Genomic DNA, 16,309 nt, shown 5'->3' on the forward strand with positions numbered 1-16,309 from the left:
ACAAGCTGCCCGGACTGTTGCAAGAGCAGGATGAGACATCATCTGCTTCAATCCGTGACGAATTCCAGCATGATCGTCGACAGCGGCGGCAAAAGCATCGTCGCCGATACGCCGCCTCCTTCCCCGCTTGCCTCGACCATGCCGCTATTGCCCATGCCGGAGCCGCCATAGACCTCGGCGTCGGTATTCATGATCTCGCGCCATTTTCCCGCCTTCGGCAGCGGCACGCGATAGTTCTCGCGCGGCACCGGCGTGAAATTGGAGATGACAGCTATCGAATTGCCGTCCGGCGCGCTGCGCAGCCAGGCGAAGACCGAATTGTCGCGGTCGTCGACGATCAGCCAGGAGAAGCCCTCCGGCTCGCAGTCGCGCGCATGCAGCGCCGGGCGCGAACGGTAGAGATAGTTCAGGTCGCGCACCGTCTGCCAGACGCCGCGATGCGGTGCGAATTCCAGCAGATCCCAGTCTAGCGCGCGTTCCTCGCTCCACTCGCGGCGCTGGGCGAATTCCTGGCCCATGAACAGGAGCTTCTTGCCGGGATAGCCCCACATGAAGGCGTAATAGGCGCGCAGCGTGGCGAACTTCTGCCAGTCGTCGCCTGCCATCTTGTGGAGCAGCGTGCCTTTGCCGTGCACGACCTCGTCATGCGAAAGCGGCAGCACGAAATTTTCCGAGAAGGCGTAGACCAGGCCGAAGGTGATGTCGTTGTGATGGTGCTTGCGGAAGATCGGCTCCTTGGAGAGATACTCCAGCGTGTCGTGCATGAAGCCCATGTTCCACTTGAAGCCGAAGCCGAGGCCACCTTCATGCACGGGTCGCGACACTTTCGGCCATGAAGTCGATTCCTCGGCGATCGTCATCACGCCGGGGTGGTGGCCGTAGACCTCCTTGTTCATCTTCTGTAGGAAGCTGACGGCCTGCAGGTTCTCGCGCCCGCCCTTCTCGTTGGGAATCCACTCGCCGGCCTTGCGCGAATAATCGAGGTAGAGCATCGAGGCGACCGCGTCGACGCGCAAGCCGTCGACATGGTATTTCTCGGCCCAGAACAGCGCGTTGTTGACGAGGAACGACACTACCTCGCGGCGGCCGAAATTGTAGATGGCCGTGTTCCAGTCGGGATGGAAGCCCTGGCGCGGATCGGCATGCTCGTAGAGCGCGGTGCCGTCGAAATGGACCAGGCCATGCTCGTCGACCGGGAAATGCGCCGGCACCCAGTCGAGGATGACGCCGATGCCGGCGCGGTGCGCGCCGTCGACGAAGCGGGCGAAGCCGTCGGGGTCGCCGAAGCGGGCTGTCGGCGCATAAAGCCCGGTGGTCTGGTAGCCCCAGGATGGGTCATAGGGGTGCTCCGATATCGGCAGGAACTCGATATGGGTGAAGCCAGTGTCGGCCACGTAGGGGATCAGCCGCGCGGCGAGCTCGTCCCAGGAGAGGAACGTGCCGTCGTCGCGGCGCTGCCAGGAGCCGGCATGGACCTCGTAGATCGAGATCGCCTCGCGCCGGGGATCGGCTTTCTGCCAATAATTGCGATGCGCCTCATCGCCCCATTGATGCGCTATGGGCGGCGCCGTCACCGAGGCGGTCGCCGGGCGCAATTCCGATTCGAAGGCGAACGGGTCGGCCTTCAGCGGCAGGCGCACGCCGTCGGGCCCGATGATCTCGAACTTGTAGGGCTTGCCCGCGCCGATATCGGGAATGAACAATTCCCAGATGCCCGTGTCCTTACGGTCGCGCATCGTGTGCCGGCGACCATCCCAGTCGTTGAAGGCACCGACCACGGAGACGCGCCGCGCATTGGGCGCCCAGACGGCGAAATGCACGCCGGTGGCGCCCTCATGTTCGACGATGTGGGCGCCGAGCTTGTCGAACAGCCGTAAGTGCGAACCCTCGGCCATGTAATAGTCGTCCATCGGACCGAGCACCGGGCCGAAGGAATAGGGATCAGTCAGCCACCAATCGCCGCCGGCATTCCTGGCGTGATAGCGCAGCGGCTGGCGCTTGCGGATCGAGACCTTGCCCTCGAAGAAGCCGGCATCGTCGCTGCGGGAAAGCTCGCCGACCTCCTTGCCGGTCAGCGTGTAGGCGGTGACGAATTCGGCATTGGGCACGAAGCAGCGGGCAATGAAGCCCTTGCCGGCTTCATGCACGCCCAGGACCGCGAAGGGATCGCCGTGCGTTCCGGCGACAATCGCCGCGACATCGCCGGCTGGCGCCAGTCCGTCCGGCCCGCTTGTCGCAGCGGTCGCGCGCGGCTTCCTCATCAAACGGTCGCCCTCCCCGGGCACCTTGTTCTGGCGCATGCCTCGCTCCGGCATGCGCCGTTCTTTGTCTTGGTGCATGTCGTGGTCCCAAAACCGCTACGCACTTTTGGGCGACATGCATCTGGCCACATTCTTTGTGGCTCATGCAATCATATCAGACGGGCACGTTCCAGATGTCTTTCGCATATTGGCGGATTGTGCGATCGGACGAGAACCAGCCGACGCGGGCGACGTTGCGGATGGCGCGCGCGTACCAGTCGGGGCTGTTGCGCCACACGGCGTCGACCTCGCGCTGGCAGGCGGCGTAGGAATCGAAGTCGGCCGCCACCATGAACCAGTCGCTTTGGTAGAGCCCGTTCATCAGGTCGCGATAGCGGTCGGGATCGTCGGGTGAGAAGACGCCGGAGGAAATGGCCGATACCGCCTGCGACATCTCGGACGAGGTCTCGATCACGCCGCGCGGATTGTAGCCATTGTTGCGCCGCTCGGCGACCTCCGCGGTGGTGAGGCCGAAGATGAATATGTTGTCGTCGCCGACATGTTCCTTGATCTCGACATTGGCGCCATCGAGCGTGCCGATGGTCAAGGCGCCGTTCAGCGCGAACTTCATGTTGCCGGTGCCCGAAGCTTCCATGCCGGCGGTCGAAATCTGCTCGGAGAGATCGGCGGCCGGCATCAGCACCTCGGCCAGGCTGACATTGTAGTTCGGCACGAACACCACCTTCAGCAGGCCGCGCACCGACGGATCGCCATTGATGACCTTTGCGACGTCGTTGGCCAGCTTGATGATCAGCTTGGCGTTGTGATAGCTGGGCGCCGCCTTGCCGCCGAAGATCTTGACGCGCGGCATCCAGTCCCGTTCCGGATGCGAGCGGATCTGATCGTACAGCGCGATCGCTTCCAGTATGTTGAGCAGCTGGCGCTTGTATTCGTGGATGCGCTTGACCTGGATGTCGAACAGCGCCGACGGATCGATCCTGATGCCGAGCCGGTCGGCGACGAGATTGGCGAGCCGCGCCTTGTTCTGCCGCTTCACACCGGCGAATTTCTCACGGAAAGCCGCGTCATCGGCGAGCGGATCGAGATCCTTGATCGCCTCGATGTCGTCCATGAAGCGGTCGCCGATCGCCTCGCGGGCAAGCGAGGTCAGGCCGGGATTGCACTGGATCAGCCAGCGCCTGGGCGTGATGCCGTTGGTCTTGTTGTTGATGCGATCGGGATAGAGCTTATGGAGATCGGCGAACACCGTCTCCTTCATCAGCTCGGTGTGCAGCGCCGAGACGCCGTTGATCGAATGCGAGCCGACAAAGGCCAGATTGCCCATGCGCACGCGGCGGTCGCCATTTTCCTGGATCAGCGAGATGCGGGCGATCTGATCGCCCGAGAACTGGTTGGTGGCGCGGGCCTCGAGCAGCACCTGCGCATTGATGGCGTAAACGATCTGCATGTGGCGCGGCAGCAGACGCTCGAACAGCGGCACCGGCCAGCTTTCAAGCGCCTCGGGCAACAGCGTGTGGTTGGTGTAGCCGAAGGTGCGCTTGGTGATGTCCCAGGCCTGGTCGAAGTCCATGCCGTGGACGTCCATCAGGAGCCGCATCAGCTCCGGCACGGCGACCGCGGGATGGGTGTCGTTCAAGTGGATCGCCGCCTTGTCGGGCAGCGATTTCAGGTCGCCATACTGGCTCAAATGCCGCTGCACGATGTCCTGCAGCGAGGCGGTGGAGAAGAAATATTCCTGCCGCAGCCTCAGCTCCTGGCCGGCCATATGGGAATCGGCAGGATAAAGCACGCGCGACAGCGCGTCGGCCTTGTTGCTCTCGGCCAGCGCGCCGATGTGGTCGCCCGCATTGAACTTGTCGAGCAGGATCGGGTCGATCGGCATGCCGGACCAGAGTCTCAGCGTGTTGACGCGCCTGGCGCGCCAGCCGGCCACCGGCGTGTCATAGGCGACGGCCAACACATGCTCGGTCGGCTTCCAGACGTGGCGTTCGAGCCGGCCATCCTTCGAGGTGATCGCCTCCACCGAGCCGCCGAAGCCGACCTCGAAGGAACGCTCGCGCCGTTCGAACTCCCAGGGATTGCCGTGATCGAGCCAGGTCTCCGGCAATTCGACCTGCCAGCCGCCGTGGATTTCCTGGCGGAACATGCCGTTGGCGTAGCGGATGCCGTAGCCATGGGCGGGGATGTCGACGGTCGCCATGCTTTCCATGAAGCAGGCGGCGAGACGGCCGAGGCCGCCATTGCCGAGTGCCGCGTCCGGCTCGAGCCCCGCGATCAGGTCGAGGTCGACGCCGAGCGAGGACAGCGCCTCGCGCATGTTCTCCATCAGGCCGAGATTGGAGAAGGCGTCGCGCATCAGGCGCCCGATCAAGAATTCGAGCGAAAGGTAATAGACGCGCTTTTCCTGCTGGTCGTAAGCCTCCTTGGTCGCCTGCATCCATTGATCGACGATGCGGTCGCGCACCACTTTGATCGAAGCGGTCAGCCAGTCATAGGGCGTGGCGACGGTTGTGTCCTTGCCGACCCGGTATTTGAGCGACATCAAGACTTCTTCGGCGAGCGTCTTGGGGTCGGGATTGTCGAGAACAGGGACTTCGATCGTCATGGCGGATGTCATGCTGCCTCTCGTTCAACTGGCCTGATCATAGCGGCTTTCACCGTTCCTCCCAGCCCATCTTAGTGCGTTGCAGCATAGGTTCAATCGATTTACTCAACCGACCCATCAGCCCGCCTGCGGCAACAGGGACATGTCGTGGGGATCAAGCCGCCAGCGCGTCCTCCGGCGGCTTCTTGGCGCCGGTCATCAGCGCCACCGCATCCGACATGGAAATCTGCTTAGGATCGACGACGCAGAGACGCCTTCCAAGCCGGTGGATGTGGATCCGGTCCGCCACCTCGAAGACATGCGGCATGTTGTGCGAGATCAAAACGATCGGCAGGCCGCGCTTCTTGACGTCCAGGATCAGCTCAAGCACGCGGCGGCTTTCCTTCACGCCAAGGGCGGCCGTCGGCTCGTCCATGATCACCACTTTCGAGCCGAAAGCGGCAGCACGCGCCACCGCCACGCCCTGGCGCTGGCCGCCCGAAAGCGTCTCCACCGCCTGGCTGATGTTCTGGATGGTCATCAGGCCGAGCTCCGTGAGCTTGTCGCGAGCACGCTTCTCCATCGCCGGACGGTCGAGCATGCGCAGCCAGCTGCCAAGCGGACCTGGCTTGCGGATCTCGCGACCGAGAAACATGTTGTCGGCGATCGACAGCGCCGGCGACAGGGCGAGGTTCTGGTAGACGGTTTCGATCCCGGCTTCCCGAGCCTCCATCGGCGACTTGAAGGCAACTGGCTTGCCCTCAAGCCGGATTTCCCCTTCGTCGGGCACGGCCGCGCCGGAGATCGCCTTGATCAGCGATGATTTGCCCGCGCCGTTGTCACCGATGACGGCGAGGATTTCGCCCGGATAGAGGTCGAAATCGGCATTGTCGAGGGCGGTAACGCGGCCATAGCGCTTGATCAGGCCGCGCGCTGTGAGAATGGGCTCCTGGGTCATGACTATGCCGAAACCTTTCTGATCCATTGATCGATCGCCACGGCGCCGATGATCAGTACGCCGGTGAGCAGCACCTTCCATTGCGGATCGGCGCCCAGCATGTTGAGGCCCATCGAGACGACGCCGACGATCATGGCGCCGAACAGCGTGCCAAGGATCGAGCCGCGCCCGCCGAACAGCGAGATGCCGCCGATCACCGTCGCGGTGATGGCCTGCAGATTGTAGTCGGTGACAGCGGCCGACGGCGAGACCGAGCCGTTGCGGCCGATCGAGACCCAAGCCGCGAAAGCGGCGATCAGCCCGGCAAGGGCATAGACCATCATCAGCACTTTCTTGGTCTGGATGCCCGACAGTTTCGCAGCCTCCTGATCGTCGCCGACGGCGTAGACATGGCGGCCCCATGCGGTGTGGTTGAGCACGTACCACAGCAGGATCACCAGCAGGACCATGGCAATGACGCCAAGCGTCAGCACGGCAGAGCCGACCCTGAAGCTCACCGCGAACAGGTGCAGCAGCGGCGCCTGGACGTCGACGTCGGTGTCGCGGATCGTCTCATTGGCCGAATAGATGAAATTCGTGGCCATGACGATGTTCCAGGTGCCGAGCGTGACGATGAAGGGCGGCAGCTTCATGTAGGCGACCAGGAGACCATTGAGCAGTCCGCAGGCGCCGCCGGCGGCAAGCCCAATCGCCACGGCGAGAATGGCCGGCATGCCATAGGTCACCGCGCAATTGCCCATGATCACCGCCGAAATCACCATGATGACGCCGATCGAGAGATCGATGCCCGCGGTCAGGATGACCAATGTCTGCGCGGCACCGAGGATGCCGACGATGGCGATCTGCTGCAGGATCAGCGTCAGCGTGTAGGACGAAAAGAAACGTCCGCCGATGGCGATGCCGAAGATGATGACCGACAGAACCAGCACGATCAGCGGCACCGCCGCCGGCGTGGAATGCAGGAAGTGCTGGGCGCGCTTGACGGCCGATTTGTGCTCGTCGAAGGCGGCGACGCTGGTGTCGCTTCCCGTAAGTACTTTCTCGAATTCCTGTATCTGAGACATATGTCCTCCCGTCTGCATACGGCCTCTCATTGCCGCACACGCCGTCGACGCCTATTCCGGTCTTGTCGCCAGGATTGTCGCGCTTTGACGAAAGCGCATCGTCCACCCGATGCGGCCGGGGATCAAGCCCCCAGCCGCACGGTTCGTGGACCTCTCAGAGCATCAGCCCCAGCACTTGGCCAGGCCTTCCTTGGTGTCGATCGACTTGACGCCATTGGCCGGCTTGTCGGTGACAAGGTTGACGCCGGTGTCGAAGAAGTTCTTGCCTTCGGTCGGCTTGGGCTTGGTGCCGTCCTTGGCGAAGGCGGCGATCGCCTCGATGCCGAGCGCCGCCATCTGTAGCGGATATTGCTGCGAGGTGGCGCCGATGACGCCTTCGGTGACCGACTTCACGCCCGGGCAGCCACCGTCGACCGAGACGATCAGCACCTGCTTCTCGAGGCCGACGGCCTTGAGCGCCTGATAGGCGCCGACAGCGGCCGGCTCGTTGATGGTGTGGATGACGTTGATGGTGTTGTCCTTCTGCAGAAGGTTCTCCATCGCCTTGCGGCCGCCCTCTTCGTTGCCGTTCGTCACGTCATGGCCGACGATGCGCGGATCGGTTTCGTCTCCGATCTTGTTGGGGTCCTTCACGTCGATGCCGTAGCCCATCATGAAGCCCTGGTCGCGCAGGACGTCGACGGTCGGCTGCGAGGGGGTCAGGTCGAGGAAGCCGATCTTGGCGTCCTTGGCCTTGTCGCCGAGCGTAGCGGCCGCCCAGGCGCCGATCAGCTTGCCGGCTTCGAGATTGTCCGTTGCGAAAGTGGCGTCGGCGGCGTCGATCGGATCGAGCGGCGTGTCGAGAGCGATCACCAGCAGGCCGGCGTCACGCGCCTTCTTCACCGTCGGCACGATGCCCTTGGTATCGGAGGCCGTGATCAGGATACCCTTGGCGCCGTCGGCGATGCAGCTTTCGATCGCCGCGACTTGGCTCTCGCTGTCGCCGTCGATCTTGCCGGCATAGGTCTTGAGGTCAACGCCGAGTTCCTTGGCCTTGGCGGTCGCACCCTCCTTCATCTTGACGAAGAAGGGATTGGTGTCGGTCTTGGTGATCAGGCAGGCGCCGACGCCCGCGGCCGACGCGGACGAGGCAAATGCGAGCAGGCCCAGCCCGGCCGCCGCGAATACGGTGGATTTCAGCAGCGATTTCTTGGTCACGATTTCCTCCCAGTGGAACCATTCCGGACGCCAGCCAACCCGGCGCCTCAAACGCATCCAACCATTTCTCCCAGCGTGGACGCCAGATCAAAAGACACCAGTCCGCAACGGCTGTCAATAATTAAATCACTCTTATTTATTATTGACAGCCTTGCGCTGTTCACCCATTCTGAACGAAAAGCATCGAGGGGAAACAGACGGGAGGAAACAGGGTGGAGACCGGCATTGCGAGGCACGGTTCGCCCGAGGCTTTGGAGAGCCGGCTGCACCGCGGCACCAACCAGAGCGGCATGCGCGACCATAATGAACGGCTCGTGCTGTCCCTGGTGCGCCAGCATGGCAGCCTGGCCAAATCCGACATTGCGCGCATGACCGGGCTGTCGGCCCAGACGGTGTCGGTGATCATGCGCGAGCTCGAGGAAGACAAGCTGCTTGTGCGCCAGGCGCCGCTGCGCGGCAAGATCGGCCAACCGTCGATTCCGATGGCGCTCAATCCGGAAGGCGCTTTTTTCATCGGCCTCAAGATCGGCAGGCGCTCGGCCGAGCTCGTGCTGATCGACTTCCTCGGCAACGTGCGCGCCATGCTGCAGCATTCCTACCGCTATCCCGCACCGCGCGAGACCGTCGAATTCGTCACTGCCGGCATCAAGACGATGCGCGGCGAACTGACGCCGGCGCAGGACAAGCGCATTGCCGGGCTCGGCATCGCCATGCCGTTCGAGCTATGGAACTGGGCAGACACGGCCGGCGCGCCGCGCGAGATCATGGACGAATGGCGCCATCGCGACATCCGCGCCGACATCCAGGGGCAGTGCGAGTTCCCGGTTTACCTGCAGAACGACGCGACTTCGGCTTGCGGCGCGGAGCTCGTCTTCGGACGAGCGGGCGCAGCGCGCGATTTCGTCTACTTCTATATCGGCGCCTTCGCCGGCGGCGGCATCGTGCTCAATGGCCGCCTCTACAGCGGGCCGAACGGCAACGCCGGCGCGCTGGGCTCGATGCCGGTGCCGGGGCCGGACGGCAAGCCGACGCAGCTCATCGACGTCGCATCGATCGCGATGCTGGAAAAGGCGCTCTCCGCCAAGGGCATCGACGGCTCCTATCTGTGGACCTCGCCGCAGGAATGGGGCGAGATCGGCGCCGATCTCGACGAGTGGATCGCCAGCGCCTCGCGGGCGCTGGCCTATGCCATTGTCGCTGCCTCGTCGGTCATCGATTTCGAAGCGGCGGTTATCGACGGCTGGATGCCGCTCGATGTGCGGCGCCGGCTGGTCGATGCCGTCACGGAAGCGATCGCCCGGGTCGATGCCGAAGGACTGAAACTGCCTGTCGTGCGCGAGGGAACGGTCGGCATTCACGCACGCGCCATGGGCGGCGCCAGCCTGCCGCTCTCCGAGCGCTTCCTGATCGGGCCTCACACGTCCGGAGGCGCCTGACATGCTGATCGGCATCCCGTCGCTGCTCGGGCCCCAGTTCCTGGCGACGCTCAGGGCAATGGGCCATGGCGACGAGATCGCGATCGTCGACGGCAATTATCCGGCCGAGGAACAGGCGCGGCGGCTGATTCGCGCCGACGGCCACCACGTTATAGCCGTCCTCGACGCCGTGCTCAGTGTGCTGCCGGTGGACGAGGCTGTGCCGGAGGCATTGTTTCGTGCCTCGGTGAAGGGCGACCCGGCGCTGGCCGACGCCGTGCATCATGAGATGGAATCGGTTTGCGCCAGGCGTGCGCCGGGCCACAAGGTGGTTGCTCTGGCCGGGCCCGACTTCTATGCACGCGTCAAGGCGGCGCACGCCATCGTTGCGACCAGCGAACCCAGGCTCTTTGCCAACATCATCATTCGCAAGGGCGTGATCCATCCGCCGGAGACCAAGACGACATGATCCTTTGCTGTGGCGAAGCCCTGATCGACATGCTGCCGCGCACCACGACGCAAGGCGAAGCGGCCTTCGCGCCCTATGTCGGCGGCGCGGTGTTCAACTCGGCGATCGCGCTCGGCCGGCTCGGCGCTCCGGCCGGCTTTTTCTCCGGCCTCTCCTCCGACCTGTTCGGCGGCCAGTTCCGCGAGGCGCTCGGCGCAAGCAAGGTGAGCTCCACCTATGCGCACACCTCGCCGCGTCCGACGACACTCGCCTTCGTGCGGCTCACCAACGGCCAGGCGACCTACACCTTTTATGACGAGAACACCGCCGGGCGCATGCTGACCATCGAGGACCTGCCGAAGCTCGGGCCCGAGATCGAGGCGATGCTGTTCGGCGCCATCAGCTTGATCTCCGAGCCGGCGGGATCGGCCTATGAGGAATTCATGCGGCGCGAGCACCGGAGTCGGGTGATGATGCTCGACCCCAACATCCGGCCGAATTTCATCCCCGACAAGGCGAAGCATCTGAGGCGTATCCGCGAGATGATGGCGATGGCCGACATCGTGAAACTGTCCGACGAGGATCTCAAATGGTTCGATGAGGCCGGCTCACATGAGGATGTGGTGCGCAACTGGCTGGAGCGCGGGCCGAAGCTGATCGTCGTCACCCATGGCAGCGAAGGCGCCGTCGGCTACAGCAAGGCGCACAAGGTCACCGTCATGCCGCAGAAAGTGAAGGTCATCGACACGGTCGGCGCAGGCGACACCTTCAACGCCGGCATTCTGGCCTCCCTGCACGAGCAGGGCCTGCTCACCAAGGCGGCGATCGGCGACCTGCCGGAAGATGCGATCCGCAAGGCGCTGGAGCTCGGCGCCAAGGCGGCGGCGGTGACGGTTTCGCGGGCCGGCGCCAACCCGCCCTGGCGGCACGAAATCGCCTGATCCAGCGTGGGAGCGGACGCGAATCCGCCCTTCGCGGCCGATCACTTTATGTTTCCCACCGGTGGAACGACGCGATGGGAGGGGCCGGAAAACGCCTCTTGCGGCTCGGATTTCCGGGTTTTTCAGGCATTGCGCCGGCAAAATCGGCAACAGGCTGCGACACCTGAGCAATTTGCGCCGGCCGCCACCGGCTTTCTCAGCCGGTTCAAGTCTGTTACCAGCGGGCCGGTTTTACAGGCAGTTTCGAGGGCGACATGCAGTTCATCGATCTTGGCGCGCAGCGCGAACGTATCCGCGACCGGCTGAAGGCCGCGATCGACCACGTCGTCGAGGACGGCCGTTATATCCTCGGGCCGCAGGTCACGGAATTCGAGAATAAGCTTGCCGCCTATATCGGCGTCAAGCATGTGATCGCCTGCGCCAACGGCACCGACGCGCTGCTCCTGCCGCTGTTTGCCGCCGGCATCGGCCCGGGCGATGCCGTGTTCGTGCCGAGCTTCACCTTCGCAGCCACCGCCGAGGTGGTGGCGCTCGCCAAGGCCGAGCCGGTATTCGTCGACGTCGACCGCGACACCTATAACATCGACATCGCCAGCCTCGAGGCGGCGATCGAGATGATCAAGAAGGAAGGTAGGCTGAAGCCGAAGGCGATCATCCCGGTCGACCTGTTCGGGCTCTCCGCGAATTACGAGGCGATCATGGCGATCGCCAAGCGCGAGAACCTGTTGGTGATCGAGGACGCTGCGCAGTCGATGGGCGGTTCCGCCGACGGCACGATGTGCGGCGCCTTCGGCCATGTCGGCTCGACCAGCTTTTATCCGGCGAAGCCGCTTGGCTGCTACGGCGACGGCGGCGCGATGTTCACCAACGATGCTGCGCTGGCCGACAAGCTGCGTTCCTTCGCCTTCCACGGCAAGGGCGAGACGCAATATGACAATGTCCGCGTCGGCATCAATTCGCGCCTCGACACGCTGCAGGCGGCGATCCTGATCGAAAAGCTCGCCATCCTCGAGGAGGAGATGGTGGCCAGGCAGGTGGTCGCGGACCGCTATGCCAAGGGCCTTGGCGACATCGTCAAGGCCTCACGCAATCTCGGCCACGGCCGCTCCGCCTGGGCGCAGTACGCCATCGAGACGCCGAAGCGCGACGGGCTCAAGGCCCATCTCGGCGAAAAGGGCATCCCGTCGGTGATCTATTACGTGAAGCCGCTGCACGAGCAGGTCGCCTACAAGCACTTTCCGCGGACACCGACCGGCCTTGCCGTCTCGGAGGAATTGCCGAAGCAGATTCTCTGCCTGCCGATGCATGCCTATCTGAGCGAGGCCGATCAGAATCGGATTATCGAGACGATCAGGAATTACATCGGCTCGAACTCGGCGCATGTAGCGGCGGCCTGATCTCCCTCAGTGTCGCTCAAGACGACAGAGGGTCGCCATCGCATAGGACTCACAGCCGCGGTTTCTTCACGCTCAGATGGGGTACCGGTGCATATCTCGGGATGCGAATGTGGCGCTATCAGAATCGGGGATGCTCGCGGATCAAGCGGGCGGATGTTCCTCATTGATTAGCAAGGCCAAGCCTGAATGCGGCCGCACTGCATCAGCCGCAGCGTACATGCTCTGCGGTCTTTCTTTGTCAGCCTGACCGGCGCCTCGATCGCCGCCATGTTCGCCAACGGGCTTGCCCGTCCGGCAGTTTACATTCCGCCCTTTCACTTTTGCATACGATGCCACGGCGAAGTGATTGATGCCGGGAACAAATTAGCAGTCCGAAAGTTCGCGAGAACGGCGAACCGGGAGAAAACGGCGAACCGGGAGAAGGGGTGCCCGCTGCCGTCGCCGGTTCGTTGAAGGCCGACTTTCGTTCCAGGATGCCCTGCACATGAAGATTGCCCAGATCGCACCCCTGACTGAGTCCGTGCCACCCAAGCTCTATGGCGGGACCGAGCGCATCGTTTCCTATTTGACGGAAGAGCTGGTTCGAAGGGGCCATGACGTGACGTTGTTCGCCAGCGGCGATTCACGTACTTCGGCCGAACTGGTGGCATGTTGCGACGTTGCACTGCGCCTGAATCCGAAAGCACAGAATCCCATTCCTTACCATGTCATGATGCTTGAAGAGGTTCGCAGACGGGCGAATGAATTCGACGTGCTGCATTTCCACGTCGACGTTCTCCATTTCCCGATAATTCGAGAGTTCGCGCAGCGAACCGTTACCACGCTTCATGGCCGGCTCGACCTTCCGGACCTGGCGCAGCTTTACGCGATGTTCAACGACATTCCACTGGTCTCGATCTCGGATGACCAGCGCCGGCCCATGCCGCCGGTCAACTGGCTTGGAACGGTCTATCACGGCCTGCCGAACGATATCCTCCCATTCCGGCCGAAAGCCTCTGGATACCTCGCGTTCCTCGGTCGCATCTCACCCGAAAAAGGCCCGGAAGCCGCGATAGAAATCGCCGCGCGCGTCGGGATGCCGCTCAAGATCGCGGCCAAAATCGACGCAGTGGACCAATCATTCTGGAGCGGTAAGGTCGAACCCCAGGTGGTTCGACATTCGAATGTCGAGTTCATTGGCGAGATTGATGAGCGTGCGAAGGCGGAATTTTTGGGCAATGCGACGGCGCTGCTGTTCCCGATCGATTGGCCGGAGCCGTTCGGCCTCGTGACCATCGAGGCGATGGCCTGCGGCACCCCGGTGGTTGCCTTCAACCGCGGAGCCGTTCCGGAGGTCATCGATCATGGCGTGTCCGGACTGATAGTGGAAAGCATTGACGAAGCCGTCGAAGCTGTGCGGCGGATAGGCAGTCTCGATCGCGCACGTGTGCGGAAAACTTTTGAAAGGCGATTCACGGTCGGGCGCATGTGCACCGACTATTTGGGGATCTACCGCCTGCTGGCGCGCGACGAGCAATTTCCACTCGGCTCGCGAAACGGGTTCGCCGAAAACGCGGCTGAAATAGCCAGCACTTTTTAACAGCACCGCTTGAGACGAGTTGGCGGTTAGAATCGCCCGCCGCATTCGATCGGACTCGAACAGCGGAAGCTTTGCCGAATATCCGCCAAGATTTCAATGACGCTCTCGGGATCATAGGCATCGCAGCATGGTCGGGCGCAGGCATATGGGATGAGCGCCTGCATCGGCCGTCTGAACAGGAGGGATGAGATGAGCATCGAAGTCGAAGAACGCAAGCTTAATCCAGCGGTCGCTCTCCCCGCACTCGATGAATCGGCCCCGCGCGAGCCGCATAGGCAATTTGCGCTGAAGCATGAGGACTGCTTCGTCGTCGCGGACAGCTATGGCGACATACGCGGCAGCGGCGACGGGCTTTTCCGCGATGATACGCGAGTGCTGTCGCGTTTCCGGCTGTTCATAGGCGGCCGCATGCCGTCGCTGCTCGGAGCGTCGCTGTCGCAGGACAACATCCTATTCACCGCCAATCTCACAAATTTGGCTACCATCGGGCCCGACGGCAGTGAAACGCTGCCTGGGGTCGTGCACATCGAGCGGACCAGATTCATCTGGCACGACCGCATGTACGAGCGAGTCACTTTCACGAATTACTCCGCGCGTGAGGTGTTGCTGCCGGTCCGGTTCGACTTCGATGCCGATTTCCGTGACATGTTCGAGGTGCGCGGCACTACGCGCAGCCGGCGCGGTCGCGCACATGACGCCTTGGTCGGCGAGTCAGGCGTGACATTTTGCTACGAGGGCCTCGATAATGTGGCGCGCCAATCCGTCATCGCGTTTTCGATGAGGCCCGACCAGATCCATCCCCATCATGCAGAGTTTCTCATTCTGGTGGGGAGGCACGACAAAAAGGCGCTGTATCTGGAAGTCGGTCAGAACGAAGAAATCCCGTCCAGTGATCGGTTCCGCGCCGCCGCGGCGCGAGCGCGATTTGCAATGCGCTCAAAGCGTCGACAGGGCGCCACTGTTTTCAGCTCCGGCCGCGTGTTCAATGACTGGCTCACGCGCACACGTGCCGACATCGCCCTGCTGACCACCGATCTGGAGACCGGGCCATATCCGTACGCCGGTATTCCCTGGTTTTCGACTGCCTTCGGCCGCGACGGCGTCATTTCCGCCTTGCAAATGCTGTGGCTCAACCCCGGGCTTGCCCGCGGCGTGCTGGCGTTCCTTGGCCGCTATCAATCGACGGAGACCTCTGTGTTCGACGATGCCGAGCCCGGCAAGATCATGCATGAAACGCGCAAAGGGGAAATGGCTATACTGCGCGAGCTGCCGTTCGGCCGCTATTATGGCGGCGTCGACACCACTCCGCTCTATGTCTACCTGGCTTGGTCCTACGCCGATCGCACGGGCGATGACGAGTTCGTCGATCGCATGTGGGATTCGCTGTGCGCAGCAATCGCGTGGATGGAGGAAGTCGGTGCCCGCAACAGCGACGGTTTCGTGACCTATAATAGGGCGGCGGACACGGGTCTCTTCAACCAGGGCTGGAAGGACAGCGCCGACGCTATCTTCCATGCCGACGGCAAAATACCTCGCGGTCCGATCGCACTGGTCGAGGTGCAAGGCTACGTCTTCGCAGCCTATCAAGGCATGGCCGCCTTGGCAGCCAAACGCGGAGACGCCGCAAAGGCGGCGCACTGGAGCGCCATGGCAGAAAAAATACGCAGCGCAGTGGAGGCCCGGTTCTGGATGCCGGACCGCAATTTCTACGCTTTGGCAATCGATGGAGAAGGCAGGCAATGCGCGGTGCGCGCCTCCAACGCGGGTCACCTGCTCTATGTTGGGCTGCCTTCGGCAGAACGGGCGAAATCAATTGCCGAGCAGTTGCTGTCGGGGCATCTGCACAGCGGTTGGGGCGTTCGCACCTTGGCCGACGATGAGATTCCGTTCAATCCGATGTCTTATCATAACGGCTCGATCTGGCCGCATGACACGGCGATCTGTGCCGCCGGCCTAGCCCGCTACCAGGAGCGCACCAGCGTCGTGAAGCTTATGAGCAGCATGTTCGAGGCGGCGGTCCGGTTCAATATGCGGCTTCCGGAGCTGTTCTGCGGCTTTACGCGGGCGATCGGGGATGCGCCGATCGCCTATCCCGTCGCCTGTCTGCCGCAGGCATGGTCGGCCGGTTCCGCGTTTATGATGCTGCAGGCCTGCTTGGGGATCCGCATCGATGGTTGGAAGCGCGAGATCAATGTCGAACGCCCACGGTTGCCGATAGGCATCGACAACATCGTCATCCGGCACTTAACTGTGGGCGAGGTGAAGGTCGACCTCAATTTCCAGCGCGTCGGTGACCGGGTCGTCTGCTATCTCGGCGAACGGCACGAGGGCCTTGTGCCGCTGGTCGTTCGCTCTTAGTGACCGGGACAGTAGGGCCTGCCATTCGATGCTCACTGTGGCATCCAGGTGCTGCTGGCGACGTCTTGCAGGCTCCCCTTGAACTGAAAAGAGCTGCTTCCAATCTT

General features: G+C 62.9%; 11 protein-coding genes. 6 read left to right on the forward strand and 5 right to left on the reverse strand.

Features of this window, described 5'->3' with window-relative positions; translation table 11 throughout:
* Positions 1-47: 47 nt before the first annotated feature.
* The 5 genes from glgB to LB552_RS10340 form a co-directional block, all read right to left on the reverse strand.
* The gene (glgB, locus tag LB552_RS10320) at positions 48-2,261 is read right to left on the reverse strand and encodes a 1,4-alpha-glucan branching protein GlgB (protein WP_224605938.1); all 2,214 of its coding nucleotides are present in this window, start codon (positions 2,259-2,261) and stop codon (positions 48-50) included.
* A gap of 154 nt (positions 2,262-2,415) precedes the next feature.
* Complete coding sequence (locus LB552_RS10325) at positions 2,416-4,878, reverse strand: glycogen/starch/alpha-glucan phosphorylase (protein ID WP_224604904.1); 2,463 nt, start codon at positions 4,876-4,878, stop codon at positions 2,416-2,418.
* A gap of 142 nt (positions 4,879-5,020) precedes the next feature.
* Positions 5,021-5,803: an ATP-binding cassette domain-containing protein gene (locus LB552_RS10330; RefSeq protein ID WP_176477005.1), complete on the reverse strand. Its 783-nt coding sequence runs from the start codon at positions 5,801-5,803 to the stop codon at positions 5,021-5,023.
* Positions 5,804-5,805: 2 nt separating this feature from the next.
* A complete protein-coding gene (locus LB552_RS10335; protein WP_095766830.1) occupies positions 5,806-6,867 on the reverse strand; it encodes an ABC transporter permease in 1,062 nt (353 codons plus the stop codon).
* A gap of 162 nt (positions 6,868-7,029) precedes the next feature.
* On the reverse strand, positions 7,030-8,016 hold the full coding sequence (locus LB552_RS10340; protein WP_411909284.1) for a sugar ABC transporter substrate-binding protein: 987 nt from the start codon (positions 8,014-8,016) through the stop codon (positions 7,030-7,032).
* 260 nt (positions 8,017-8,276) lie between these two features.
* Between LB552_RS10340 and LB552_RS10345 the strand changes: the two genes are divergently transcribed.
* The 6 genes from LB552_RS10345 to LB552_RS10370 all read left to right on the forward strand — a co-directional run bounded on the left by LB552_RS10345 (position 8,277) and on the right by LB552_RS10370 (position 16,202).
* Positions 8,277-9,500, forward strand: a complete 1,224-nt coding sequence (locus LB552_RS10345; protein ID WP_140845712.1) for an ROK family transcriptional regulator — start codon at positions 8,277-8,279, stop codon at positions 9,498-9,500.
* A 1-nt stretch (position 9,501) separates the two neighbouring features.
* The gene (locus LB552_RS10350; protein ID WP_095766828.1) at positions 9,502-9,948 is read left to right on the forward strand and encodes an RbsD/FucU family protein; all 447 of its coding nucleotides are present in this window, start codon (positions 9,502-9,504) and stop codon (positions 9,946-9,948) included.
* Positions 9,945-10,868: a carbohydrate kinase family protein gene (locus LB552_RS10355; protein WP_224530021.1), complete on the forward strand. Its 924-nt coding sequence runs from the start codon at positions 9,945-9,947 to the stop codon at positions 10,866-10,868. Before LB552_RS10350 ends, LB552_RS10355 begins: the two co-directional genes overlap by 4 nt.
* Positions 10,869-11,122: 254 nt before the next feature.
* On the forward strand, positions 11,123-12,265 hold the full coding sequence (locus LB552_RS10360; RefSeq protein WP_224604906.1) for a DegT/DnrJ/EryC1/StrS family aminotransferase: 1,143 nt from the start codon (positions 11,123-11,125) through the stop codon (positions 12,263-12,265).
* Positions 12,266-12,749: 484 nt separating this feature from the next.
* Positions 12,750-13,844, forward strand: a complete 1,095-nt coding sequence (locus LB552_RS10365; protein ID WP_224604909.1) for a glycosyltransferase family 4 protein — start codon at positions 12,750-12,752, stop codon at positions 13,842-13,844.
* A 189-nt stretch (positions 13,845-14,033) separates the two neighbouring features.
* Positions 14,034-16,202, forward strand: a complete 2,169-nt coding sequence (locus LB552_RS10370) for an amylo-alpha-1,6-glucosidase (RefSeq protein WP_224604912.1) — start codon at positions 14,034-14,036, stop codon at positions 16,200-16,202.
* Positions 16,203-16,309 lie beyond the last annotated feature (107 nt).

This window comes from Mesorhizobium sp. CA7, from assembly GCF_020165015.1.
Taxonomy (GTDB): Bacteria; Pseudomonadota; Alphaproteobacteria; order Rhizobiales; family Rhizobiaceae; genus Mesorhizobium.